General features: G+C 65.9%; 23 protein-coding genes. 18 read left to right on the plus strand and 5 right to left on the minus strand.

The annotated features are described in order from the left end of the window. Positions 1-6 precede the first annotated feature (6 nt). Positions 7-756 (plus strand): 6-phosphogluconolactonase, encoded by a 750-nt coding sequence (locus U9970_RS01890; protein ID WP_322765048.1) that lies wholly within the window; start codon positions 7-9, stop codon positions 754-756. On the opposite strand, the gene U9970_RS01895 is transcribed toward U9970_RS01890, so the two are convergent. After that, positions 753-2,129: a DUF1254 domain-containing protein gene (locus tag U9970_RS01895; RefSeq protein WP_322765049.1), complete on the minus strand. Its 1,377-nt coding sequence runs from the start codon at positions 2,127-2,129 to the stop codon at positions 753-755. The genes U9970_RS01890 and U9970_RS01895 overlap by 4 nt on opposite strands. Positions 2,130-2,164: 35 nt before the next feature. Beyond that, positions 2,165-3,688 carry a DUF1254 domain-containing protein gene (locus U9970_RS01900; RefSeq protein WP_322765050.1) on the minus strand — a complete coding sequence of 508 codons (1,524 nt, stop codon included), beginning with the start codon at positions 3,686-3,688 and terminating at the stop codon, positions 2,165-2,167. 69 nt (positions 3,689-3,757) lie between these two features. On the opposite strand from U9970_RS01900, the gene U9970_RS01905 reads away from it, so the two are divergent. After that, a complete protein-coding gene (locus tag U9970_RS01905; protein ID WP_322765051.1) occupies positions 3,758-4,705 on the plus strand; it encodes a proline iminopeptidase-family hydrolase in 948 nt (315 codons plus the stop codon). A 31-nt stretch (positions 4,706-4,736) separates the two neighbouring features. Here the strand turns inward: U9970_RS01905 and U9970_RS01910 are convergent, their stop codons facing one another. Then, a complete protein-coding gene (locus U9970_RS01910) occupies positions 4,737-4,880 on the minus strand; it encodes a hypothetical protein (RefSeq protein WP_322765052.1) in 144 nt (47 codons plus the stop codon). Here U9970_RS01910 and U9970_RS01915 point away from each other — a divergent pair. From U9970_RS01915 to U9970_RS01980, 14 genes are all read left to right on the plus strand, one after another. Then, positions 4,871-6,220: a hypothetical protein gene (locus U9970_RS01915; protein ID WP_322765053.1), complete on the plus strand. Its 1,350-nt coding sequence runs from the start codon at positions 4,871-4,873 to the stop codon at positions 6,218-6,220. The genes U9970_RS01910 and U9970_RS01915 overlap by 10 nt on opposite strands. A gap of 439 nt (positions 6,221-6,659) precedes the next feature. After that, positions 6,660-6,899 carry a hypothetical protein gene (locus U9970_RS01920; protein WP_322765054.1) on the plus strand — a complete coding sequence of 80 codons (240 nt, stop codon included), beginning with the start codon at positions 6,660-6,662 and terminating at the stop codon, positions 6,897-6,899. 26 nt (positions 6,900-6,925) lie between these two features. Continuing rightward, a complete protein-coding gene (locus U9970_RS01925) occupies positions 6,926-7,339 on the plus strand; it encodes a hypothetical protein (protein ID WP_322765055.1) in 414 nt (137 codons plus the stop codon). Then, a complete protein-coding gene (locus U9970_RS01930; RefSeq protein ID WP_322765056.1) occupies positions 7,339-7,599 on the plus strand; it encodes a hypothetical protein in 261 nt (86 codons plus the stop codon). The genes U9970_RS01925 and U9970_RS01930 overlap by 1 nt, the downstream gene beginning before the upstream one ends. Then, positions 7,596-8,078, plus strand: a complete 483-nt coding sequence (locus tag U9970_RS01935; RefSeq protein ID WP_322765057.1) for a helix-hairpin-helix domain-containing protein — start codon at positions 7,596-7,598, stop codon at positions 8,076-8,078. The genes U9970_RS01930 and U9970_RS01935 overlap by 4 nt, the downstream gene beginning before the upstream one ends. Then, positions 8,071-8,307 carry a hypothetical protein gene (locus tag U9970_RS01940; protein ID WP_322765058.1) on the plus strand — a complete coding sequence of 79 codons (237 nt, stop codon included), beginning with the start codon at positions 8,071-8,073 and terminating at the stop codon, positions 8,305-8,307. Before U9970_RS01935 ends, U9970_RS01940 begins: the two co-directional genes overlap by 8 nt. Next, positions 8,300-8,650: a hypothetical protein gene (locus U9970_RS01945; RefSeq protein WP_322765059.1), complete on the plus strand. Its 351-nt coding sequence runs from the start codon at positions 8,300-8,302 to the stop codon at positions 8,648-8,650. Before U9970_RS01940 ends, U9970_RS01945 begins: the two co-directional genes overlap by 8 nt. 71 nt (positions 8,651-8,721) lie before the next feature. Next, on the plus strand, positions 8,722-8,940 hold the full coding sequence (locus U9970_RS01950) for a hypothetical protein (RefSeq protein WP_322765060.1): 219 nt from the start codon (positions 8,722-8,724) through the stop codon (positions 8,938-8,940). A 232-nt stretch (positions 8,941-9,172) separates the two neighbouring features. Further along, entirely contained in the window at positions 9,173-9,406 is a 234-nt protein-coding gene (locus tag U9970_RS01955) for a hypothetical protein (RefSeq protein WP_322765061.1), read from the plus strand. A gap of 57 nt (positions 9,407-9,463) precedes the next feature. Then, a complete protein-coding gene (locus U9970_RS01960) occupies positions 9,464-14,497 on the plus strand; it encodes a DNA polymerase (protein WP_322765062.1) in 5,034 nt (1,677 codons plus the stop codon). After that, positions 14,497-15,585, plus strand: a complete 1,089-nt coding sequence (locus tag U9970_RS01965) for a hypothetical protein (protein ID WP_322765063.1) — start codon at positions 14,497-14,499, stop codon at positions 15,583-15,585. The genes U9970_RS01960 and U9970_RS01965 overlap by 1 nt, the downstream gene beginning before the upstream one ends. A gap of 35 nt (positions 15,586-15,620) precedes the next feature. Further along, entirely contained in the window at positions 15,621-16,043 is a 423-nt protein-coding gene (locus tag U9970_RS01970) for a hypothetical protein (RefSeq protein WP_322765064.1), read from the plus strand. Further along, on the plus strand, positions 16,040-16,603 hold the full coding sequence (locus U9970_RS01975; RefSeq protein ID WP_322765065.1) for a hypothetical protein: 564 nt from the start codon (positions 16,040-16,042) through the stop codon (positions 16,601-16,603). Before U9970_RS01970 ends, U9970_RS01975 begins: the two co-directional genes overlap by 4 nt. A 563-nt stretch (positions 16,604-17,166) precedes the next feature. Beyond that, positions 17,167-17,820: a class I SAM-dependent methyltransferase gene (locus tag U9970_RS01980; protein ID WP_322765066.1), complete on the plus strand. Its 654-nt coding sequence runs from the start codon at positions 17,167-17,169 to the stop codon at positions 17,818-17,820. Positions 17,821-17,925: 105 nt separating this feature from the next. On the opposite strand, the gene U9970_RS01985 is transcribed toward U9970_RS01980, so the two are convergent. Next, the gene (locus U9970_RS01985) at positions 17,926-18,903 is read right to left on the minus strand and encodes a hypothetical protein (RefSeq protein WP_322765067.1); all 978 of its coding nucleotides are present in this window, start codon (positions 18,901-18,903) and stop codon (positions 17,926-17,928) included. A 147-nt stretch (positions 18,904-19,050) separates the two neighbouring features. On the opposite strand from U9970_RS01985, the gene U9970_RS01990 reads away from it, so the two are divergent. Further along, entirely contained in the window at positions 19,051-19,602 is a 552-nt protein-coding gene (locus tag U9970_RS01990) for a hypothetical protein (RefSeq protein WP_322765068.1), read from the plus strand. Beyond that, entirely contained in the window at positions 19,599-19,946 is a 348-nt protein-coding gene (locus U9970_RS01995; RefSeq protein ID WP_322765069.1) for a hypothetical protein, read from the plus strand. The genes U9970_RS01990 and U9970_RS01995 overlap by 4 nt, the downstream gene beginning before the upstream one ends. Here U9970_RS01995 and U9970_RS02000 read toward each other — a convergent pair. Further along, the gene (locus U9970_RS02000) at positions 19,909-21,105 is read right to left on the minus strand and encodes a calcium-binding protein (protein ID WP_322765070.1); all 1,197 of its coding nucleotides are present in this window, start codon (positions 21,103-21,105) and stop codon (positions 19,909-19,911) included. The genes U9970_RS01995 and U9970_RS02000 overlap by 38 nt on opposite strands. Positions 21,106-21,242: the final 137 nt, after the last annotated feature.

Below are 21,242 nucleotides of genomic sequence, written 5' to 3' on the forward strand. Positions count from 1 at the left end.
GTGCAGGTGACCGTGCTGGCAGACGCCGAGGTGGTGGCGGAGGCGGTGGCGGAGCGGCTGTTGCAGGAGCGGCGCGGCTCCGATCAGCGTCCCCTCGGCCTGGCCACGGGGCGCACCATGGTGCCCGTGTACGCCGCCTTGCGACGCCGGTTCGATCGGCTCAGCCGGCCAGAGCAGCAGGCCATCCGGCAGGGCTGGCGCAGCTTCAACCTTGATGAGTACGTGGGCCTGGGGCCATCAGATCCGCGCTCCTTTGCCGCCTTCATGGCGGAGCAGCTGCAGGGCCCGCTCGGGTTGGCGCTGGCCCAGGTGCAGCTGCCGGATGGCCTGGCGGTCGATTCCCAGCAGGAAGCTGGCCGCTATCGGGCGGCCCTGAAGGCCGCAGGGGGGATCGGCCTGCAGCTGCTGGGCTTGGGCAGCAATGGCCACGTGGGCTTCAACGAACCCCCCTGTGGCCCCGAGGCCCCCTGCCGTTGCCTCGCGCTCAGCGCCGCCACCCGGGCCCAGAACGCCGCTGCCTTCGGCGGCGATGCCGCGGCGGTGCCGGCCCGGGCCATCACCCTGGGGCTCGCCGAGATCCTGGCGGCCGAGCGGATCCTTCTGGTGGTCACCGGCGCGGCCAAGGCCTCGATCCTGCGGCGGGCCCTGCTGGAGCCTGCCTGCCCGGAGGTGCCCGCGAGCTCGCTGCAACACCATCCGCGGCTGGAGGTGTTGGTGGATGGGGAGGCGGCAGCCGCCCTCCCCCCGGCCCGCTAGGGGCGTTCCTGCAGGGGGGGCAGCTGCCATTGCCTGGAGAGGACCGACGGGCCTGGCCCGTAGAGACGGCCCACGAAGAAGAAGGGCCCAGCAGGAGCGGGCAGCCAGTTGGAGACCTTGTCTGGGCCTGGGTTCTCATGCTGGAGGTAGATCTCCAGGGAGCCATCGGCCCCCAGCTTCAGGCCCTGGGTGCGATCCCCGATCGAATAGCGGTTGATCGGATTGGGCACCAGCAACCGCTCCGGCAGCTTGTACATCGTGATCGACCAGAACTCACTTACCGGTGGCAGCTGGCCGGCGGGGAAGCGCAGCACCCACTGGCGGCGGCCGTCGAGCACCTTGCCGTCGGGGCCCGTCTGCTGGCTGGCGTAGAAGGCCTCGGCACTGCTGTGGCCATAGATCCCCAGCATCGCCCCCATGGCCCGGTAGGTGAGGTAGTCGGGCCCCAGTTCTTCACGGCTGCCGAAGAAGCCTTTGGAACTGCTTTGGGCCAGGGCCTTGGTGCGCAGATTTGTAGCGGCGGCAGCCACCCCGGCCTCGATGGCGCTGCGGGTGGCGGGAGTCAGTTGCTTGGGGTCAAAGGGCCGCCCTGGACCGATGCCGATGCGGGCGAAGCGGGTCATCATCTCCCGCTCCGACGGCACGGTGGGCATGAACGGCAGCAGGGCGTTGAGGTAGCCGATGAAGCCGATCCCCTCGGCCTTTGCCGTATCCCAGGCGGGCCAGTTCACCGGCGGAGCGGGCTTGGGGGGCTTGGTCCCTTCGAAGCTCGAAAGGGGGATCAGCTCGTATTTCGCCTGCAGCGCCTGCAGGGCGCGGATGTCGTCGGGCCCGTTGAGCTGGATGCGGGTGAGGCTGCCCACGAAATCGGTTTCGGCGCGGAACACCTTGGTGATCCCCTTGGGCACGGTTCCCTGCCAGCGGGGGCCGGCGAACAGGTAGGTGCCGGCGCCCCGTACCGTGGACCGCACGCCGGTGTAGGCGAAGTTGTGGGTGTAGAGGTCGAACCACTGGTTCACGTAGTAGCGGGGAGCCGGCACGGCTGGCAGCTTCAGCACGATCGGTTCGGCCCGCAGATCCAGCCAGGCCCAGGAGTAGGGCGTGTCGTTGTTGGGGGTGACGATGTCCGTGTCGGCCGGAGTGGCGGAGCGGCTGTAGTGACGGAACCGGTTGAAGCCGCCCACATAGCCCGGAAAGGCCTTGTTCTGGGTCTGGTTCCAGAAGGTCTGGTAACCCTGCAGGGGCGCGTAGGCGTAGAGCCAGGCCTCCGCGGCGATGGCCTTCGCTTCGGCGGGGGTGGGGGCTGGTGCCACAGAGGCGGCTAGGGCTGGTCCCGGCGCGGCGCTGGCCACTGCCATCAGGGCGAGGATCAATCCCAAGCTTCTGGCCGGACGCTGGTGGATGGTCTTCATGGCTGGATCGGGGTTATGTCGTTGAGCTGCCAGGTCTTGGCGAAATAGGGCTCGGTGGGGGCGTAGAAGCGGAAGTAGGCGAACCAGCCCTTGCCCGGCGTGGTTTGGATCCAGTTCTTGGCGCCAGCAGGCCTTATGGGCCCGAAATCCACATCCACCGAGCCGTCGGCTCCCTGGGGGGTGATCAGCAGGCTGCGGCTGAGGTTGTCGTAGAGGGTGATCGACCAGAACTGCTTCACCGGCGCATTGGCCGGCACGCGCATGCGGTAGCTGCGGCCGCCGTCGAGCCACTGGCCCTTGGCGTCCTTAGAGGCCTCCAAATACACCTGGCCGAAGCCCACTACCCGGCCCTGCATCCCCACCGACATGGCGATCGCTTCGTAGAACCAGGAGATGCGCTCGTCGAACTGCACGCGGCGCTTGTCGGGCGATTCCTGATCCAGATCGAACAGAACCGCGTACTCCCAGTGCTTGCCGGGGTTCACCGTGGCGCCTGGGGTGCGCTTGTCGTAGGCGATGGTGCGGGCCATCAGGTCGCCCAGCTGGGCCGCCTCGCCCAGGATCCGCGCCTGGCGCGCATCGGGTTTGAAGGCCTGGCCAGGCGCAATGCCCAGCGGCGACAGCATCCCGAACATCATCCGGTCGCGCGGCGCGACGGGCTCGTTGGCGTAGAGCTCACTGAGCAGCCGCCAGTAGGAGAGGTCGGCGGGCTGGGCCGATTGCCAGAGGCGACCACCCACCTCCTCGTAGCGGGACACCGGCGGATTGGCGCGCTGGTTCCAGCCGTAGAGCCGGTGCTGGCGCACGGTGGCCTCGGCCACGGCCTTGTCGGGGGCCAGGCCGCGGGTGCCGAACCACACCTGGTTGCTGGGGGAGCGGAAGATCCTGTAGCCCGGGGCCACCACCTCCGGCCCACCGGGGGGAAGGATCAGGTACTTGCCTCCGGCCCCCTTGTCGGGCCCGGTCTGGCCAAGGTCGGTGATCGGCTGCTGCCAGATGTCGAGCACACCGCCGGCTGTGAGCCCGGCCGGTACCTCCACCACCAGCGGCCCCTGCTTGGCCAGATCCCAGAAGCTGAAGGCGTAGAGGGTGGTGATGTTGGGGGTGAGCATCCCCGCCTTGTCCTGCAGCGTGCGGTAGAGCAGCACATCGCCGTTGCGCACGCCCATGGTTTTGGCCTGGGCGTCGTAGAGGGCCTTGTAGCCCACCGCCGGCAGGGCCCAGAGGTATGCCTGGGTGGCGCGCTGCAGGTCGAGTTCGTCGTAGAGCTTGCGGGCTGTGGCGGCGGTGGGGTAGCCGTTCTCCAGTTGCAGCCGTCCCAAAGCCGGCCTGTCCACGCTGGTTTTGGCTGAAGCGGTGGGTGCGGCCTGGGCCAGGGTCGGGCCGCTCAGGGGAGCCAGCTGGGCCAGGATTCCCAGGGCGAGCGCTGCGGGGCGGACAGGGGGTATTAAGCGGGATGCTGGAGGGGTCGCGTAATACTTATTAGTGAAGAACCTCGCCGCTGTCTGCCGCCGAGTCACACAAAGTCGTGTGGCGGCTGAACGATGAGCCAGTCACGATTGTGTGAGGATTTTTCATCGACCTTGTCTATGACAACCCCTCCAGCTCCGCCCGCTTCCGGTGTGCGCAGCATTCCGGTTCGGACTGCTCACGGCACCTTTGATGTTTGGACACGTCGCAGCGGTGCGAGTCCCCATATCAAGCTGTTGCTGCTCCATGGCGGACCGGGCTGCACCCACGAGTATTTCGAGGTGTTTGACAGTTTCCTGCCCCAGGCGGGAATCGAGCTCTATTTCTACGACCAGTTGGGTTCGCATCACAGCAGCCAGCCCGATCACGCTGATCTGTGGGAGATCGGGCGTTTTGTAGATGAGGTGGAGCAGGTGCGTCAAGCCCTGGCCCTCGATGGCAGCAATTTTTTCTTGCTCGGTCACTCCTGGGGCGGGATTCTGGCAATTGAGTATGCGCTGCGCCACCAGCAGCATCTGAAGGGATTGATAATCTCCAATATGGTTTGGAGTGTGCCGGAGTATAAGCGCTACGCTGAAGAGCGTTTTCTCCGTCAACTGCCAGCGGGTGTTCTCGCCGAGCTTCAGGCCATCGAAGCTGCTGAGGATTACGACAACCCGCGCTACATGGAGTTGTTGATTCCGCACCACTACGAGCACCATGTGTTGCGCCGACCCTATGCGCAATGGCCCGATTCGGTTCTGCGTGCATTTGAGCACCTCAATCCGAAGGTCTACATCCCCATGCAGGGTCCCAGTGAGCTGGGCGCCCGTGGCAAGTTGGCCCAGTGGGATCGCAGGGCTGATATATCCCGGATTGAGGTTCCCACTCTCACCATTGGTGCCGCCCACGACACCATGGACCCCGAGCAGATGGCGGCTATGGCCAAGGCTCTGCCGCGGGGTTCCCATCTCCACTGCCCGAATGGAAGCCATATGGCGATGGTTGATGACCAGGTGGTTTACATCCAGGGTCTGATCGATTTTCTGCGGCGGGTTGATGCCCAAGCGATCCGAGAGGATCCTTAAGTCGGTTGGCAGGTGCCTTGCGCCACTGCTCTCAGCCCATCACCGCCGCCAGCAGCCCCTCGTCGGCCTCCAGGTTGCTGGTGACGCTGCGCACAACACCGGCCCTGGAAACCCCCTGTTGGAGTGGGCAAAAAGCCAGGCGCAGAGCGGGGTCTGGCCTAGGGGTTGACCCCATGGCAGAGTGCCATCTGCGGCCACCTGCAGCCGCTTTTGCTGCCGCTTTTGCGCTCGCCGCGGCCACCACCGACACCCCACTCCGCCATGGCCCGCACCACCGCCCAGCCCTGGGAGAAGAACCTGCGCCAGTTGGTAAAGGCAACCCACGGCCGGGGCTGGAGCATGGGGCCGCACCGTGGTGGCCGCACTCAGCTCACCCGGCGGTTTAGCGACGGCAGCCGGGCCTCCGTCACCACCGCCACGCCCTGGGCGCCGGCCAGCAGTCCATCCCTGCTGGCCCTGGTGGAGCGGATCGACGCCCTGATGCGCGAGCACCCGCAGCTGGGGCTGGCGGATGCGGCCCAGCGAGTCGGGGCCATCACCAGCACGGCATCGGCCGCCACCCTGCGCGAGGGGGCTGCTGACTGGGCCGAGCTGGCCGAGGGATTCCGCCGCTACCTGGTGGAACAGACCGCCCGGGTGAAGCCAAAAACGTGGAAGAACACCTATCGCCGCCACGTGGAGCAGACCCTGGCCGTGCTGGCCGGTAAGCCAGCCCCCCGCACTGGGCAGGCCGTGCTGGAGCGCCTGCTGGAGGCCCACCCCACCCCCGCCGGTGGCACTGGCCGCCGCGAGCGGCTCGGCAATGCAGCCAGGTTTCTGACCTGGGCCGTGGATCACGGCGGCGCGGCAGAGCGGTATCGGCCCCCGGCCAGCAGGCGCGAGCTGATCGGCCGCCGCGGCCAGGCCAAGCACCAGGGGGTGCCTCTGCGAGACGACCAGGCCCTACGGGTTTATCGGGCGATCGTGGATCCCCGCTGGCGGCTGGCCTGGGGGCTGCTGGTGGTGTTTGGCCTGCGCCCTGCCGAGCTCGGTGTGTGCCAGGCCGAGGGCAGCGTGCTGCGGGTTGGTGGTGTGAAAGCCAACAGCACGGGCGCCCACGGTTCTAGGCCGGTAAAGCCGCTCGACCCCCAGGGGGCTCCGGGGCTGGGCCGTGAGCTGCTGGCGGTGCTGGCCGAGCGCGGGCGGGATGCCTTGCCCCCCGATTGTGTTGCGGCGCTCTGGAGCACCCGGATGCAGCAGCAGCTGGTGCGCCACACCCCCGTGTGGGCAGATGTGCTGGCTGAGGCCGCGGCAACTAACCAGGGCCACCTGACGGTTTATTCCACCCGGCACGGCTACGCCTGGCGCGGCGGGCAGGTCTACCTGCTCACCCCCAGGGTGCTGGCCAGCTTGATGGGTCACACGATCCAGGTCCACCTACGGCATTACGGGGAGGGAGCTGCCGAGGCGGAGGTGGCTGCTGCGGTCGATGCTGCTGTGGCCCGGGTGCACCAAATCCCGGCACGTGCGGGCTAGTGCCACCAGCTACAGCGTGACACCTGCAGCCAGGCGGCACAGGTGGTGCAGATGAGCTTATGCTGGTTGCACCACAGGATTCCGCTGACGGTCGGGACGTAGAGCCCGGCCACTGGGATGCAACAGCTGACGGGAGCCCTGCCCAGGCGCCCGGGAGAAGCAGCCCCCCACCACAACGAACCACCGGACACGGGCCCGGCAGGCGTACGGCAACCTTGACCCTCTGGGTCACTGGAGCGGCAGGAATCAAGCAGTTGCCCCTGGCAGCTGTGCCCGAGGACCGAGGTACGACCCTCCCCTGCCCGGATATGCCGGGAGCCGCAACGGACGGAGGTGACCATCGGGGTGGTGCTGGCTTGGAGCCAGTGCGGGTTTCTCACAGAACCCGTGTGTCCGTATGAAAAATGCGATGCACCCCCGCGGGGGTGCTGATTCGTGGGTGCCGACAGGGCAGGCCATCAACGCCCTGGGCATCAGCCGCTCGACCCTCCACCGGTGGGTGGGCTTGGGGTTGCTGGAGGCCGGCAGCCACTACCGCAACGGCCTAACCGCCAAATCACCGCGGCGCTGGAACGTGCAGGCCATGGAGGCCCGGATTGAGCAGCTGCGCAAGCTGCCGGATCCGCTGCGCCCTAACGCCGCCGATGACCAGGACCTGGTGGCCGCGGCCGACAACTGAATTCACGCTTTCCGAGAAAACACCTGATGACAACGACAACGAACACGCCCACGCCCACCGGCCTGGATTTGGTGATCGAGCGGCTGCGGGCCCTGACGGCCGAGCTCCAGCAGCAGCAGGCCGCGGCAGCTGCCGAGCCTGCAGCGCCGCTGCCGGTGGTGCTGACGGCCCCCGAGCCGGAGCTGGATCACACCGCCCTGGCCATGGGACTGATCGAGGAGGTGGCCGACGCTGCCGCCCCCCGGGTGGCCCAGCTGATCGACGAGCAGATCAGGCTGTGGCTGCTTCGCCGCCAGCTGGCCCTGCCCGAGCTGCAGGTGCCGCGGGCCGATGACGTGCGCGACGAGATCCGCCAGGCACTGGTGGACTCTGTGGGCGCCGCCGGGGCGTTCACCCGTGCGCCGCGGGCGCAGGGCAGCCACCGCTACCGGCTGTTCTGATGGCCCGCCGTCACCGGCAACGCCCCTGGCCCAGCTCTGTGGAGCAGGCCCGGCTGGCGATGCCCCCCAGCAGCTGGGGCCACCTGCGGGCCCCCGGGCCCTGCCTTTGGTACGCCGGCAACCGCTGGCGCGAGGGCCTGGTGCTGGAGCTGCACCCCGAGCTGGGGGCCCTGGTGCTGGGGCAGCACTACGGCGGCCAGATCCGCGCCGATCGCATCACTGACGGCAGAAACGTTCAACCAATCCCGCAATCCCGATGACAGCAACAACAGCGATCACCGCCTACGCCCCTGGCCAGGCCGTGATGGTGCAGGAAGAACCGCACCGGCCTGACACGTGGGCCATCGGCATGGTGACCCGCCCTACCGATCCGGAGTACGGGTGGACCAGCGCCGACGTTCGCACCAGCCCCAACTGCACCAGCAGCATGGTGCCGGGGTACGACCCTGGGAGCATCCGGCCGGCCACCGAGCAGGACATTGCCGCCCTGCCCGATTGGGCTCGGGAGTGGATCGAGCAGCAGCTGCTGGATCACCACAACCCCCGCGTGCCTGGTGACACCAAGGCGATCAGGGTGGCGCTCCGGGATGCCGGGATCCACCGGCTGGCGGATCTGCAGCGCGCTACCGATGCCGAGCTGCTGGCCCTGAAGGGCGTGGGCGCAAAGGCCGTCGCCACGCTGCGCCAGTGGCAGCAGAAGCGCGAGGCCAAGCTGCAGGGGGCCCGGGCCGATGCCTGACCCCACCCGTGAGCAGCAGCACCGGCTGCCCAGCCACCTGGGGCCGCCAATCACGTTTACGGCCGAGCGTAGGCGAATCAGCTTGGCGATCACCGGTGACGGTGTGCTGCTGGGCCCAGGTCATCTGCGCCTGGGGCGATTCCCAGGCCCGGCGTGCGCAGCAGCGTGGTGCGAGCGCACCGGCTGGCCATACCAGATCGGCATGGCCGGGGTGGTGAGCTGTGGCTGATCTGTGGACAGCACCCGGTTACGCCGTGCAGCGACCCGCCCGCCGCGGCCAATCCCATAACCCCGCACTTACGGGGCAATCCCGTGAGCGCCGGCCGGAGCCAGCAACACCCCGGGCCGCGGCAGCAGAGCCCAATCCCCCGGGCCTGAGCGATCAGCAGCTGGCCGACCTGGCCACGTTGCGGCTGGAGCCCAGGCTGCCGGCCAACGCCGATGCCCTGGCCCAGGCGATCACCAAGGCCTGGCCCACCACCAGCGCCAGCGACCCCCGCCTGAGCGGGTGGGGTTGGGAGCAGGTGCAGGCATACCGCCGGCTACGGCAGCCGCTGCTGCGGCGGGGTTGATCCAAGCGGGCCGCCGGTGCGCCCTGGCCCCTGGCCTGAAGCCCGGCACTTCGATCCATCGCAACGCCACCATGGCCGACCAGCAACAGCAACAGCAACAACCCCGGGTGAAAATCTCCGGGCTCTGGACTAACACCACCCAGGCGGGCCAGGAATACTGGAGCGGGTCCAATGGATCTGTGCGCTACAGCATCTGGCCAAACGGATTTGCCAAGGGGCCGAATGACCCCACGCACGTGCTCTATTGCGAGCAGGTGCAGAAAAAGCCCGCCGATGCTGATCCGGGCTGATTGCAGTCAGGTGTAACTGCAGCCGTGTAATTTCACCGGCCGCGGCCTCCCAGAGCGGGGGGCTTTTTTAATGCCTGGCCGCCGATCCCCCAACAAAGTGGCACACCGTATCTGTGCCACGTGATGCCACGTGATGCCACGGTCAGATCAACTGGCACAGCTGGGGTTTGTGGCGGCGGTTGATTGCACAAAACAGCCTGCACACTGACAGCGGAGTCACCTGATTTGCCCCATGCAAACACCCACCACAACCAAGGTCCTAAAGACACCCTGGCCGTCACGCGTCACTGTGCGCGTTAGCGGCGAAACGCACGGCCTGCTGCACACCATGGCGCGCGCCGAGGGCTACAAGTCTGCCGCCGACTTGGTGCGTTACTACCTGGCCAGGGGCATGGCCGCTGACGGCATTGATCCTCTGGAAGTGGGTCTGCTGCCGACGGATCACCAGCTGGTTAGTGACGACTGAGCAGCAAAAACCCCCGGGAGCAACCGGGGGCCGGGCGAAAAAACACCTGCGCTAATGATGGCACCCACAAGCACCCAGCAGTCACCACTCCACACCGCCGTTCTGGCTGCCCTGCAGGAGCACGGGACAGGACGCTGGCCTGCTGGTGTGGCCGCGGCGATTGCGGAGCAGGTGGGCAGCACACCCCGCAGCGTGAGCACCACCAAGTGCCTGCTGGCCAAGGGGAGGGCCGCCGACCCGGCCGAGCCCCCCGTGCCCGAGGTGGAGCAGCAGCTGGGCCTGGGCCTGCCAACTGCCAACGGCGTGCACCAGGTGGGCGATCCCGAGGCCGATGCGCAGCGCGCCGCCCGGGGCAGCAAGCGCAAAACCAAGGCCGCGGCCAGCGCCCCCAACGACAACGGGGCACAAGCGGCTCCGGCGGCAGCCGTTACCCAGGTATCGGCCGAGGAGCCGGCGCCGCCAATACCTGCCGATGCGGCCGACCCGGTGGCCGAGGCCCTGGCCGAGCTCCAGCACAACGATGCGATCGGCCTGCAGCTGGTGGTGGATGGCAAGGCCCCCAGCAGCGCAGCCTGCCGTGCTGCTGGACTGCCCGGCACCTGGCGATTGACCCGCTGGCCGCAGATCCGGGGGCTGGACCCCGAGCAGCTGCTGGCCAATCAGCAGGAGCAGGCCTCCACCGATGCGGCCCTGGAGCAGGGCATGGCCGACGGCGTGGCCCAGGCCCAGGCCGAGCGCGCCGAGCGCACGCAGCTATGCGAGCGGCACCGCCAGATCCTGCTGGCCAGCGCAATCACAGAGGAACGGATCAGCCTCTGGGAAACGGTCGCTGACCCCAGGGATCTACCCCCTGCGCTGCAGAGCTGGGGCAAAAAGGCCGTGCCCTGCATGGCCACCACCTGGCTAACGGTCAGCGGGGCGCTGGTGCCGCAGATCCGGGTGGACACGCCCATCCCCCTGAAGAACGGCCGCCCGGCCCGTTACCTGTTCCCCAAAGACAGCGGCGGCATCGTCGGCACCGATGCGGCCTTTGAGCGGGATTGGGGCAACGCCCACGTTCCGATGCTGATGGTGGAGGGCACCAAGCAGTTCCAGGCCGCGGCGAGCACGATCAACCCCGAGGTGCCCTTTGCCATCCCGTTTGGCCTGGCCGGCTGCTGGGGCTGGAGCAGCGACCTGAAACCGAGCGCCGATTTGCTGGCGCTGCCGGTGGAGGGCCGGGACGTGCTGGTGGCTTTCGATGCGGATGTAGCCAGCAACTGGATGGTGTGGGAGGCCGCCAGGCGGCTGGAAAAGTATCTGCTGGGCGAGCTGATGGCCCGGTCAGTGCGGTTCCTGATCAACCCGGGCACCGGCGGCGCCAGCGATGGCCTGGACGATCTGCTGGGCCGCCAGCCAACCCTGGAGCGCCGGGTAAAGCTGCTGCGCCACCTGATCGACACCGCGATCGAGCACAAGGTGATCAAGGCCCCGAAACGGCCGGCCAAGCTCACCGCCTTTTTCGATGGCGCCAATTTCAAGCCGGCCAGCTGCCTGGACTACCTGAGCGGTGAAAACCACCTGGCGATGAGCGGCGACCAGTCGGTGGCGGTTTATCAGGGTGGGGTGTTCCACAACGGCACCAGCCTCTGGTGGACGCGGTTGGTATCGGAAACCCTGGGCGATGACTACCGGCCGGAGTTTGAGGCGAGCGTCACCAAGATTGCGCTGGCGCAGCTGAAAACCGAGGGGCTGGTGATTCCGTTCCAGCAGCCGCGGCCGGTGATCAATTTCCAGAACTGCCTGCTGGAGGTGCGGGAGCTGCTGCAGAGGGACCACACCCCCGAGCACCTGACGCTGATCCAACTGCCGCACCGGTGGAACCCGGCGGCGGAGTGCCCGGTGTTCCTGCGCTGGGTGGAGCAGGTAGCCCCGGGCCAGCTGGATGGCCTGCTGGATGTTTGCTGCCAGATGCTGGATCTATCGGAGTGGCCCCGGCTGATCGTGTTCCTGACGGGCCCGACCCGCAGCGGCAAGTCCACCTGGATCCGGATTCTGAACGCCCTGGTTGGCGCCCACCTGCGGGCCAATGTCAGCCTGCATGATCTGAGCCGATCGGGCCAGGACAAGTTCGCCACCAGCAGCCTGTTCGGAAAGGTGCTGAACACGTTTGCCGACCTATCTGCAGAGGATCTGCAGGATCTGTCGATGGTGAAAGTGCTCACTGGCGGTGATGAGTTTGAGGCCCAGCGCAAACACGGCCACCGGTTCCAGATGCGCAACCAGGCAATGCTGGTATTCAGCGCCAACACGGTGCCGGCCACCAGTGAGAGCAGCGGGGCGTTTCTGGCCCGGGTGGCCCACTTTGAGTTCCCGCACAGCTTCCAGGGCCGTGAGGACAAAACGATCGAGGAGCGGATCCTGCGGGATGAAATCCCCGGCGTGTTGCGGCTGATGGTGGAGGCCCTGCACAAGCGAAAACAGCGGGGCAATTTCCTGCCGCTGGATGAGGGGCGGCAGCAAGCCTTCGCCGAGCGCACCGATCGGGTGCGGATGTTCCTGGCGGAGCGGACGGCGCCAGGTAAAAAGGGACCCCGGTGCATCCCCCGGTCGGAGCTTTATCAGCTGTTCTGCAGCTGGGTGGAGGAGGAGCACGGCGGCAAGGCCGGCCGGATCCTGGGCAAGCACAAGTTCAACGAACGGGTGCGGCTGGCGGGCGTGGGTGAGTTCAAGCCCGAGGGCGGATCGTGGCGCTGGGACCGGGTGGAGGTGGACCCCGAAACTGCCGAGCCGGCACCCCCCGAAACTGCCGAGCCTGGCGATGGTGTTGATAAGTCGGGGTTTGACGTTGATAAAGGCCCCGCCTCGGCACTTTCAGGGCCAAAACTGCCGAGCAAAACTGCCGAGGGTAAAACCGCTGTGGTGGAGCCGGTTCTGGTGGGTGGCGAAGCAGGGTCCACGGCAGTTTCGGCAGTTTCGCCCTATTGCACCACCCCTATACAGAACACTCAGCTGAAATTGAAACCGGCGCAATGGGTAGAAACTGCCGATACTGCCGAGGAATTGACAGAGGCCGCGGCGGTTGCTCCGGCCCTGCCGGCTGTGGTTGCCCCGGTGCCCCGGCCCTATACAGGCCCTGCACGTGCGGGGTTGACCTACATCGCCGCGGCCGATCAGCTGCCCGACCCGGCCACCGTGCCGCTGCTGGTGGGCTTCGATCTGGAAACCTTTAACCGCCGCACCGATCTGCTGCGCCACAAGGCCAGCCTGTTCCCGTTCCTGGGCGGCGAGATCCGCCTGGCCCAGCTCCACGCCGACGGCCACACCCTGGTGATCGACGTGGCCCTGGTGGAGCAGGCCACCCCCGGCGCGGCCATCGCCTGGCTGGCTCAGATCGTGCGCAACCCCGAGCGCACTCTGGTTGGCCACAACCTGCTGTTTGAGGCCACGCACCTGATCGCCGCCGGCATCCGGCCGCTGTGCCGCTGGTGGGACTCGATGCTGGCCAGCCAGACCCTGGGCGACTACCCCGAGCACACCCTGGAGGCCGCGGCGGCCAACTACCTGGGCACCGCCCTGGACAAGGAGCTGCAGACCAGCGACTGGGGCAACGGGCTGACCGAGGCCCAGCTGCGCTACGCCGCCCTGGATGCCGAGGTGGTGCTGCCTCTGCGCGAGGCCCTGCACGCCGAGCTGGAGCGCACCGGCCAGGTGGAGGTGCACCGGCTGGACTGCCAGGTGATCTGCCCCGCCGCCGACGGCCAGGCCCGTGGGTTGGCGATTGATACCGAGGTGCTCGCCAAGGTGGAAGCGGAGGCCGCGGCCGCCCTGGCGCCGCTGCTGGATCAGCTGTACGCCGCGCTGGAGCCACACGGCCTGCCGCCCCGCGGCAAGACGCAGCCACACAAGGGCAACAAGTTCCCCGCGGCAATGGAGGCCGCCACCGGCCTGCAGCTGCGCAAGCGCGAGCCCGATAAAACGGGCGAGTGGGTGGAAAAAGTCAGCTGCTCCGCCGATGTGGTGGAGCTGTTCAAGGGGGTGCCGCTGATTGATCTGCTGCTCCAGATCCGGGATCTGGAAACCGCCGTGCAGCAGGCGGCCCAGCTGCGCCGCGATGTGGTGAGCGCCGGCGGGCGCACTTACCCCAACTACAACATCCTGGGGGCCAACACCGGCCGGATGACCACCTGCGGCCAGATCGGCGCCAAGGCCAGCGCCCCGTCAGACACCGAGGTGTTCGGCCCCACAGCAGACAAGGCTGGCCAGCCCAAGCCGGTGAAGCTCCCGCAGATCGGCGCCAACTTCCAGGGTTTCCAGGCCCTGCTGAAAAAGGCCCTGTGCACCGGCGACCCCGCCAAGGTGCTGATTGACGCCGACTGGGACGGCCAGGAGATCCGCCTGCAGGCCAGCCCCAGGCTCTACAACGACGGCGGCTACCGGCGCGAGGTGCTGCTGGGCGAGGACAGCCACACCAAGATGGCGCTGCTGCTGTTTGATCTGCCCCGCCCGGAGGGTGTGGTGCGCAAGCTCGTCGGCTGCACTGATGCCCAGCGGGCCGCTGCCAAGCCGGCCGGATTTTCCCTGCCATACGGTTGCGCGGCGGCATCGTTGCAAACCCGGCTATCGGCAGCGCAGGGCCAGCCGGTGCGCCGCTCCAAGGCGGAGGCCATTTACCGCCAGTGGCACCGCGACCACCGCGAGGTGTCGGCGCAGATGGACCACTGCGGCAACAACGTGGTGCGCGAGCGCCGTTCGATCGCCGGCCGCCGCATCTGCAGCCGCGGGAACAAGCCCGGCCCCGACGGTCGCCTGCCGGTGCACCGGATCGGCCGCACCAGCGGCGCCAACTGGCCCGTGCAGAGCAGTGGCAGAGATCTGCTGGCGGACGCCCTGGGTGATCTGTGGCTGGCCCTGGATGCCTACCCCGGCGCCCGCATCGTGGGGCTGATCCACGATGAGGTTCTGGTGGAGGCCCCCCGCGAGCTGGCCGAGCAGGTGCGCGACGTGGTGGTGGCCTGCATGAGCAGCGCCCGGCTCCAGGACAAATACCTGGGCGACGTGCCCCTAAAGGCCAGCGCCAAGATCGGCGACAGCTGGGGCGAGGTGCACTGATGGCCCTGCGCACCCCCACCGCGATCCGCCCCTGGTCGCTGCCCGAGCTCGGCCACGTTCTGCGGGCCTGCGCCGGTGTCCGCGGCAAGCACCGCCAACTGGGCCAGGCGGTGCTGCAGATGGCGCTGCTGGAGCTCGCCTGCACCGATGACCCACCCCGGGCCGCTGGCCTGGTGGAGCGTGTCGCAAACGGCAGCAAAAAGGCCGCGGCCGAGATCACCGCCCTGCTGGACGCCCACCACCAGCTGGTGGTGCAGGCGCCCCCTGCAGCACCGCCACCACCACCGCTGGATGCCAACGGCTGGGCCCAGACCTACGAACCGGCGCCAGCCCCACCGGCACCAGACACCCCGGTGGCGGAGTCTGTGGCGGCCTGGCTGCAGCAGCGCGGCCGCACAAGTACGCCAGCTCCACCAGCACCTGCCCCTGCACCAACGCCGGCGGCCTGGGCGCTACCCCCTGTCAGCAGGCCGCCCAAGCGGCCGTGCCCCCGCCACGTGATCGGCCGCCGTGCCCTGGCCCACTGGGTGACCGAGGGTGCCTGGCCTGCGGCGATCACCGGCACCAGCGTGGCCGCCGCTTACCGGCGGACGTTCGGCACCAAGCCACCCCCGGAGCTGCTCCACGGGCACCAGTTCGGCGCCAGCTGCGCCTACACCCGCCGGGAGCTGGAGATGCTGATGGCCGCCATGGTGCTGGCCGCCAGAACACCCCTGCCCCTGCCGCCGCCGGCGCCGCCCCTGATGGGCCCTTTCCGGGATTGGGTAAAGCCAGCGCCACCCCAGCCCAAGCCGGAGCTCAAGCCAGCCAAACCCCAGCCCGACGCCCACCTGCCGGCCCGCCAGAACCTTGCCCCCTGCCCCAGGGGCACCGAGCGCCACCGCATCGTGCACTGGATCGCCCAAAGCCTGATCGACCCCGCCGCCCTGGGCTACCCCACCAGTGGCCTGGCTGGCGCAGTTGCCGCGGCCTACCGCCGCCTGTTTGGTGATCGGCTCCCGGCGCGGGACCCCACCTGCAGATCGTTCTGCATTTACTCCCGCCGGGAGATTGCCCTGATCGCCGCCAACATCAGCCCGCGGCAGTAACCAACAACGCCAACATCCGCCGGCAGAATTACCCCATGACCGCCAACATCCCCGACAAAGATTCCCCAGGGTGGGAAACCTGGGCAGCTGAGCACCCGCTGCACAAGGCGGTGGTGGGGCCCCGCCCCAGCCAGGCGGTGATCGCCCTGCGGGTGGAGCAGATGGTTGGCTGGATCGGCTCCTGCCGCACCCGGCCAACGATGCTGCAAATGGCGGCAGAGCAGTGGGGTGTGAGCCTGCGCTCTTTTGATGCCGTTCACGCCGAGGCGGTGCGGGAGTTGAAGCGCAAGTTCAACCAGGACCGGCCCGATTTCCTGAGCCAGAAGCTGGAGCAGCTGGAGCACCTGATCCAGGCCGGGCTCGACAGCGGCCAGCTATCGGCCGCGGCAGGCGCGATGAACCTGCTCCTGAAAGCCACCGGTTGCGACGACCCCACCAAGCAGCCCAAACAGCGATGACCCGCCGCCGCCGCCGTGATCCCGGTGCCTACCTGCGGGGCAGCATCCTGGACCCCCAGCCTGGGGAGGAGCATCTGGTGGGGCTGAACGTGCTGGAGTACGCCCTGCTCACGCCCAAGCAGCGGCAGCCGCCAATCGGGCCGATCTGTAGCTGCCCCGTGCCGGATCCACACCGCCTGGGCGGCCAGCGGCCGATGCTGCGCTGGGCGGCCCACGACCAGCTGGAGCCCGCCTGTGGCACGTGCCTGAAGCCCATCAAGCAAGGCATCCACAAGCGAAGGATGGCGGTGCACGTGCTCGGGCTGGCGGAGCTGCCGATCGACGCCCTGGACCTTGCCGATCTGGCCGACGCCGGCCTGCTGCTGGAGTACCCGCCGCGGCCGGAGGCCCCAGTGCCTGCTGCACCCGCGCCCGACCCCCTGCTGCCCGATACCGCCGATGCCGATGCCGTGGGCGATGCCTGGGAGCCCGGCGTGGCCGAGGCCCTGCGGCTGCTGGCGGAGCCCCCGGACCTGAGCGACCTGGCCGCCAGAACCACCTTTGGTTCCTTGACCACCTGATTCACCAGAAGGTCTCTCCAAGGGTCCAGAAACTCCTCAAGACCACCACAGAGGGGAATAGAGGTGTGGTGATCAAACCATGGGTCTGGGATCACCATGCGTTCTACAACCTGAAGGACTACTACTCCTATAGACATCACCAGGATGCTGATCTCGTGTTGGATTACCAGAATTCGGATCTGGTCTTCCCTACAGAATAAATAGAGATAACCACCTTTCACTCGCCTATGAAGACGCAATCAAGACCTGATCAACGCAACATCAATCTGTTCTTTGGGAAAAGGAATCAGACCACTCTGCAAAAGTTTGATTCCTTGTCCCACCAACTCAGACGATCCAGAACGGGTACTCTGGATTTCCTGATCACTCACTATGAATGGTTCCAGAACAACCGCAGTGAGGTGGTTAGATGAATACAACCATTCGACTGACTAAGGTTGAATACGAGATGCTGAAGGAACTTCAGAAGAGAGACAAGAGATACAAGAGGGGATTGGAGGAGAAGGTCAAGTTAGACCTGATATGGGCATACGATAAGATAATGCCATCTCGCTAAACGCGCAATGCAGTACTCGGAGAATAATTATTTAAAGAATCCAAGAATTATCAATGATGAATATAGAGAAAGACTTCAGTCTTTCCAGGTTCCTGCAATCAAAAGGCACTTTGGCACTTTGGAGGGCAAATGCTTTGCGGATATTGGGTGTGGCGATATTCCGCTGGGGTACTGTCAAGGCGAGATAGGAAGACCCAAGAAGTATTACGCAACTGACTTGAATAAGGATGCACTTGATAGTGGTTTTAAATCTCTAACAAATTCCGGTGTTGACGTCTCGAATATAGAATTGATTCCTGGTCCTTATTTTGATTTTGATTTAATTCCCGATGCTTCAATCGATGCTGCATTTTCTAACTCTCTTTTCTCTCACCTTTCGCTCAATACCATACTGATTTGCTTGAAACGCCTGCGCCCAAAAATGGCGAATCATGCAAAGTATTTGTCTAGTATGATAATTCTTCCTCCTGGCATTGATTGCATTGAGTACAAGTGGGAAGTCAAGTATGGAGCGGTTTCACATTCTGCTAGAGATCCCTTCCACTACCAGTTTTTAGAGTTCAAGGAAATTGTTGACTCTTGTACTGACTTTTCCTGTAGTACATTGTACGAGTATGGGCATCCGTTTCAAGTTCTCGTAGAGTTTCTTCCTAAGGTTTGAGATTGCATTTTGCATTTATATTAACTCCTTTTTGATGTATGGATTTTGCATCCAGTCGCTCCTTCTTACTGAGAGGGGGTTGCTGACCCCCCAGCTGATTTGTCGTCAGACACGGTCTACCCCCTGGTGCTTGGCCAGCCGGCTGAGTCTGGTGCGCAGCGTGGCCACCCCCTGGGCCGGCAGCCCCAGATCGGTCAGCCGCTCGGATAAGGCCTCCAGGTCGGCTTTGCCGGTGCGGCCCTGGGCCGCCAGCTCCAGCAGGATCAGGTCCACCTTGGCGCCCTGGGCCTTGGTGAGCCGGGTGCGGCGCTCGCCGGTGCGGTCGGGCCCTTTTGCATTGGATGGGGCGGCCTGGGCTCCAACCCCTAGCGGCCTGGCCTTGGCCACCACGGCGGCGGCGCCGGGCGCGAGCACCAAGGCCTCCAGCACCTCACACACGCGCAGGCCAGCATCGGCGGCCAGCTGCTCCAGGGCGGCCCGGGCCTGGGGGTGCAGCTTGGTGGTGAGCTGCTGGCGCTGGAATCGCTGGCCATCGGCGCCCAGGTTGATCGCCGCCCAGGTGCCGCGGCCGGTCTGTTTCCTGATGGTGTTGCCGGCGCGGCTGCGGCGGGCTGTGGCTTCCGTGCTGGCGGGTTTGGGCTGGCTGGGCTGGATCGTCACCACCCGCTCCACCGTCTGCACGATCACCGCCGGGGCGGGGCTGATGGCGCGGCCGTCTGGAATGGCGTTGCCGTGGGGGCCGTGCACCTCCCCGATCACCAGGGCCACCAGGCCGTCGCCCCAGGCCACGTTGCGAGCATCCCCAGGCTGCAGCCAAGCGTTCTGCCCGTGATCCAGGCAGAGCGGGGCGGTGCCGGCGTACCGGGCCTGGAAATAGCCATCGGCGGAGGGGCCAGCCATCACGATGGCGCCCACGGCGCTGTGCCCGCAGCCCGGGGCAATCAGCACCCGATCACCGGCCTGCACAGCCGGGATGGTGGCGGGGTTGAGCTTGTCCAGGGCCTGCTGGCGGCGATCGAGCGCCCGCTGGATGGCCTCGCTGGCGGCCTGGTGGATGGTGTCTTTGTAGGCGGTGCTTTCCATGCTCCCACCATAGCCCCGCACTTACGGGGTGTACGGTGGCGGAGCTGGAGCGATGGCCGCGCGGGCCACCACCAGCAAAACCACCCCCTGGAGCTGGCCGAGCGCGCCGCCCCGGGGATCACCACAGGCCCTGGCCGGAGCAGAACGATGCCCACCGACACCAACGGCGCCGCGGCGCCTGTTCACCCCCTGGAGCTGGCCCTGCTGGGCCTGATCGCCGCGGCCCTGGCCCTGCGCACCCTGCTGGCCCTGGTGCTGGCCGTGGCCGGCTGGCGCCCCCGTGCAGATGCACCGACCCGGCCGATGGCTGAGCAGATGTCACAGCTGCCCATGGCCGAGCCCGAGGTCTACGGCGCCGAGCAGCCCGGGCCCGTGGCCCAGCCCCCTGCTGCAGAGCCAGCCCCAGCCCCGAGGTCTACGGCGCCGAGCAGCTCCAACCTGCTGGCCGCCGCCGCGGCTGCCGATGCTGCCTCCCTGGCCGAGCTGCCCATAGCCGAGCTGCGCGCCGCCTACGAAATCATTCGCGGTGACATCGAGCAGGCCAAGGTCGACCGACGGCAGCAAGCCGCCTTGCTGGTGCACCTGCTGCAGGAAGGCGCCGCCATCGCGCTGGCGACCAAGAACATCGGCGCGCTGGTTGGTGCTTGCCGTGAATTGCGCGAATTGTGCAATTTGGCGCCAAAGGTGCCGCGCCAATGACCGCTGACGACCTTGCCAAGGCTTTCGAAATGATCGACGCACTGCACGCCGCCAAACTCGCTGCAGCGCCGGCGCTGGCCCTGCTGGTGGCGCATGGTGCCGAGCGTGGTATCGACCAGGCCGAGATTCGCCGCGCGGTGATGCTGCCGGCTGGTGTCTGCAAATGGCTTGAAAGCCCAGCGCCGCCGATGTGCGACACCATTCGCGACGAGCTGCACCAGCCGGCGCTGCCAGCACCAGACGCCGACGAGCTGGCCGCGTTGATCTTGCGCTGGTGCTTGACGCAACAGCTATTACGACTGGCAATCAAGCAAATGTGCCAACACCTGTTGATGAAACAGTAAGCGTCCCATCTTGGAAGGTAAATAGTCCACCATTTGCACCGCCTATTTTTTCAAATTGATTGACGTTCATTGTCGCACCATTAAATACGACAGTGGACCCACTAATTACGTAGGTGCCTTCGCCAAAAAATAACTTGTCTGTGCCAGCGCCGCCATAAAAATTACCAGTACCAAATCCTTTTAGGGTGTCATTGCCAGCATCAAGATATGTTGTTCCATCTCCATCGAATCCACCTTCAAGTGCATCGACGATGTCATTGCCATCGCCGGTATTGATTGTGCCGTCGTCGTCGTTGTAGATACCGGAGCCGGTGCCGCCGGTGCCTGTAATCCTGTCATTGCCAGCGCCGGTATTGATTGTGCCGTAGTTGGAGATGCCGGAGCCGGTGCCGGTGCCTTTAATGATGTCATTGCCATCGCCGGTTTTGATTGTGCCGTCGTTCTCGATGCCGTCGTAGATACCGGTGCCGCCGGTGCCGCCGGTGACGGTGCCTTTAATGATGTCATTGCCATCGCCGGTTTTGATTGTGCCGTAGTTGAAGATGCCGCAGTTGAAGATGTCGTAGAAGTCGCCGCCGGTGCCTGTAATCCTGTCATTGCCAGCGCCGGTATTGATTGTGCCGTAGTTGAAGATGCCGGAGCCGGTGCTGGTGCCTTTAATGATGTCATTGCCATCGCCGGTATTGATTGTGCCGTCGTCGTCGTTGTAGATACCGGAGCCGGTGCCGCCGGTGCCTGTAATCCTGTCATTGCCATCGCCGGTATTGATTGTGCCGTAGTTGGAGATGCCGGAGCCGGTGCTGCTGGTGCCTTTAATGATGTCATTGCCATCGCCGGTATTGATTGTGCCGTCGTCGTTGTAGATACCGGTGCCGCCGGTGCCTGTAATCCTGTCATTGCCAGCGCCGGTATTGATTGTGCCGTCGTTGCCGATGCCGTAGAAGTCGCCGGTGCCGGTGCCGGTAATGGTATCCTTGCCATCGCCGGTATTGATTGTGCCGTAGTTGCCGATGCCGGAGTCGGTGCTGCTGGTGCCTTTAATGATGTCATTGCCAGCAAGTGCATTTATAACAACACCCTCGAGGACCTCCCAGCCTGTCACTGAAATCGCTGTGTCTGCTTTGTTAGTGAACTTAAAGCTCTTAAGATTATTAGCCATAATAGTTAGGCCTTGACTTTTCTCAAATCATATCCTGATTCTCGGCAAATCACAACAGAGAGAAGGCGGCTAGTAAGTGGCGCATAGATCGGCAGGGGCATTGCCCTGCAATGTCGATTGACGTAACAGTGATTGCG

Source organism: Cyanobium usitatum str. Tous (assembly GCF_963920485.1).
Taxonomy (GTDB): Bacteria; Cyanobacteriota; Cyanobacteriia; order PCC-6307; family Cyanobiaceae; genus Cyanobium_A; species Cyanobium_A usitatum_A.

Excerpts from the sequence above, each read along its gene's own strand:
- U9970_RS01905 (WP_322765051.1), top strand. The coding sequence starts at position 3,758 with ATGACAACCCCTCCAGCTCCGCCCGCTTCCGGTGTGCGCAGCATTCCG.
- U9970_RS01910 (WP_322765052.1), bottom strand. The coding sequence starts at position 4,880 with ATGGGGTCAACCCCTAGGCCAGACCCCGCTCTGCGCCTGGCTTTTTGC.
- U9970_RS01925 (WP_322765055.1), top strand. The coding sequence starts at position 6,926 with ATGACAACGACAACGAACACGCCCACGCCCACCGGCCTGGATTTGGTG.
- U9970_RS01930 (WP_322765056.1), top strand. The coding sequence starts at position 7,339 with ATGGCCCGCCGTCACCGGCAACGCCCCTGGCCCAGCTCTGTGGAGCAG.
- U9970_RS01935 (WP_322765057.1), top strand. The coding sequence starts at position 7,596 with ATGACAGCAACAACAGCGATCACCGCCTACGCCCCTGGCCAGGCCGTG.
- U9970_RS01940 (WP_322765058.1), top strand. The coding sequence starts at position 8,071 with ATGCCTGACCCCACCCGTGAGCAGCAGCACCGGCTGCCCAGCCACCTG.
- U9970_RS01950 (WP_322765060.1), top strand. The coding sequence starts at position 8,722 with ATGGCCGACCAGCAACAGCAACAGCAACAACCCCGGGTGAAAATCTCC.
- U9970_RS01955 (WP_322765061.1), top strand. The coding sequence starts at position 9,173 with ATGCAAACACCCACCACAACCAAGGTCCTAAAGACACCCTGGCCGTCA.
- U9970_RS01960 (WP_322765062.1), top strand. The coding sequence starts at position 9,464 with ATGGCACCCACAAGCACCCAGCAGTCACCACTCCACACCGCCGTTCTG.
- U9970_RS01965 (WP_322765063.1), top strand. The coding sequence starts at position 14,497 with ATGGCCCTGCGCACCCCCACCGCGATCCGCCCCTGGTCGCTGCCCGAG.
- U9970_RS01970 (WP_322765064.1), top strand. The coding sequence starts at position 15,621 with ATGACCGCCAACATCCCCGACAAAGATTCCCCAGGGTGGGAAACCTGG.
- U9970_RS01975 (WP_322765065.1), top strand. The coding sequence starts at position 16,040 with ATGACCCGCCGCCGCCGCCGTGATCCCGGTGCCTACCTGCGGGGCAGC.
- U9970_RS01980 (WP_322765066.1), top strand. The coding sequence starts at position 17,167 with ATGCAGTACTCGGAGAATAATTATTTAAAGAATCCAAGAATTATCAAT.
- U9970_RS01985 (WP_322765067.1), bottom strand. The coding sequence starts at position 18,903 with ATGGAAAGCACCGCCTACAAAGACACCATCCACCAGGCCGCCAGCGAG.
- U9970_RS01990 (WP_322765068.1), top strand. The coding sequence starts at position 19,051 with ATGCCCACCGACACCAACGGCGCCGCGGCGCCTGTTCACCCCCTGGAG.
- U9970_RS01995 (WP_322765069.1), top strand. The coding sequence starts at position 19,599 with ATGACCGCTGACGACCTTGCCAAGGCTTTCGAAATGATCGACGCACTG.
- U9970_RS02000 (WP_322765070.1), bottom strand. The coding sequence starts at position 21,105 with ATGGCTAATAATCTTAAGAGCTTTAAGTTCACTAACAAAGCAGACACA.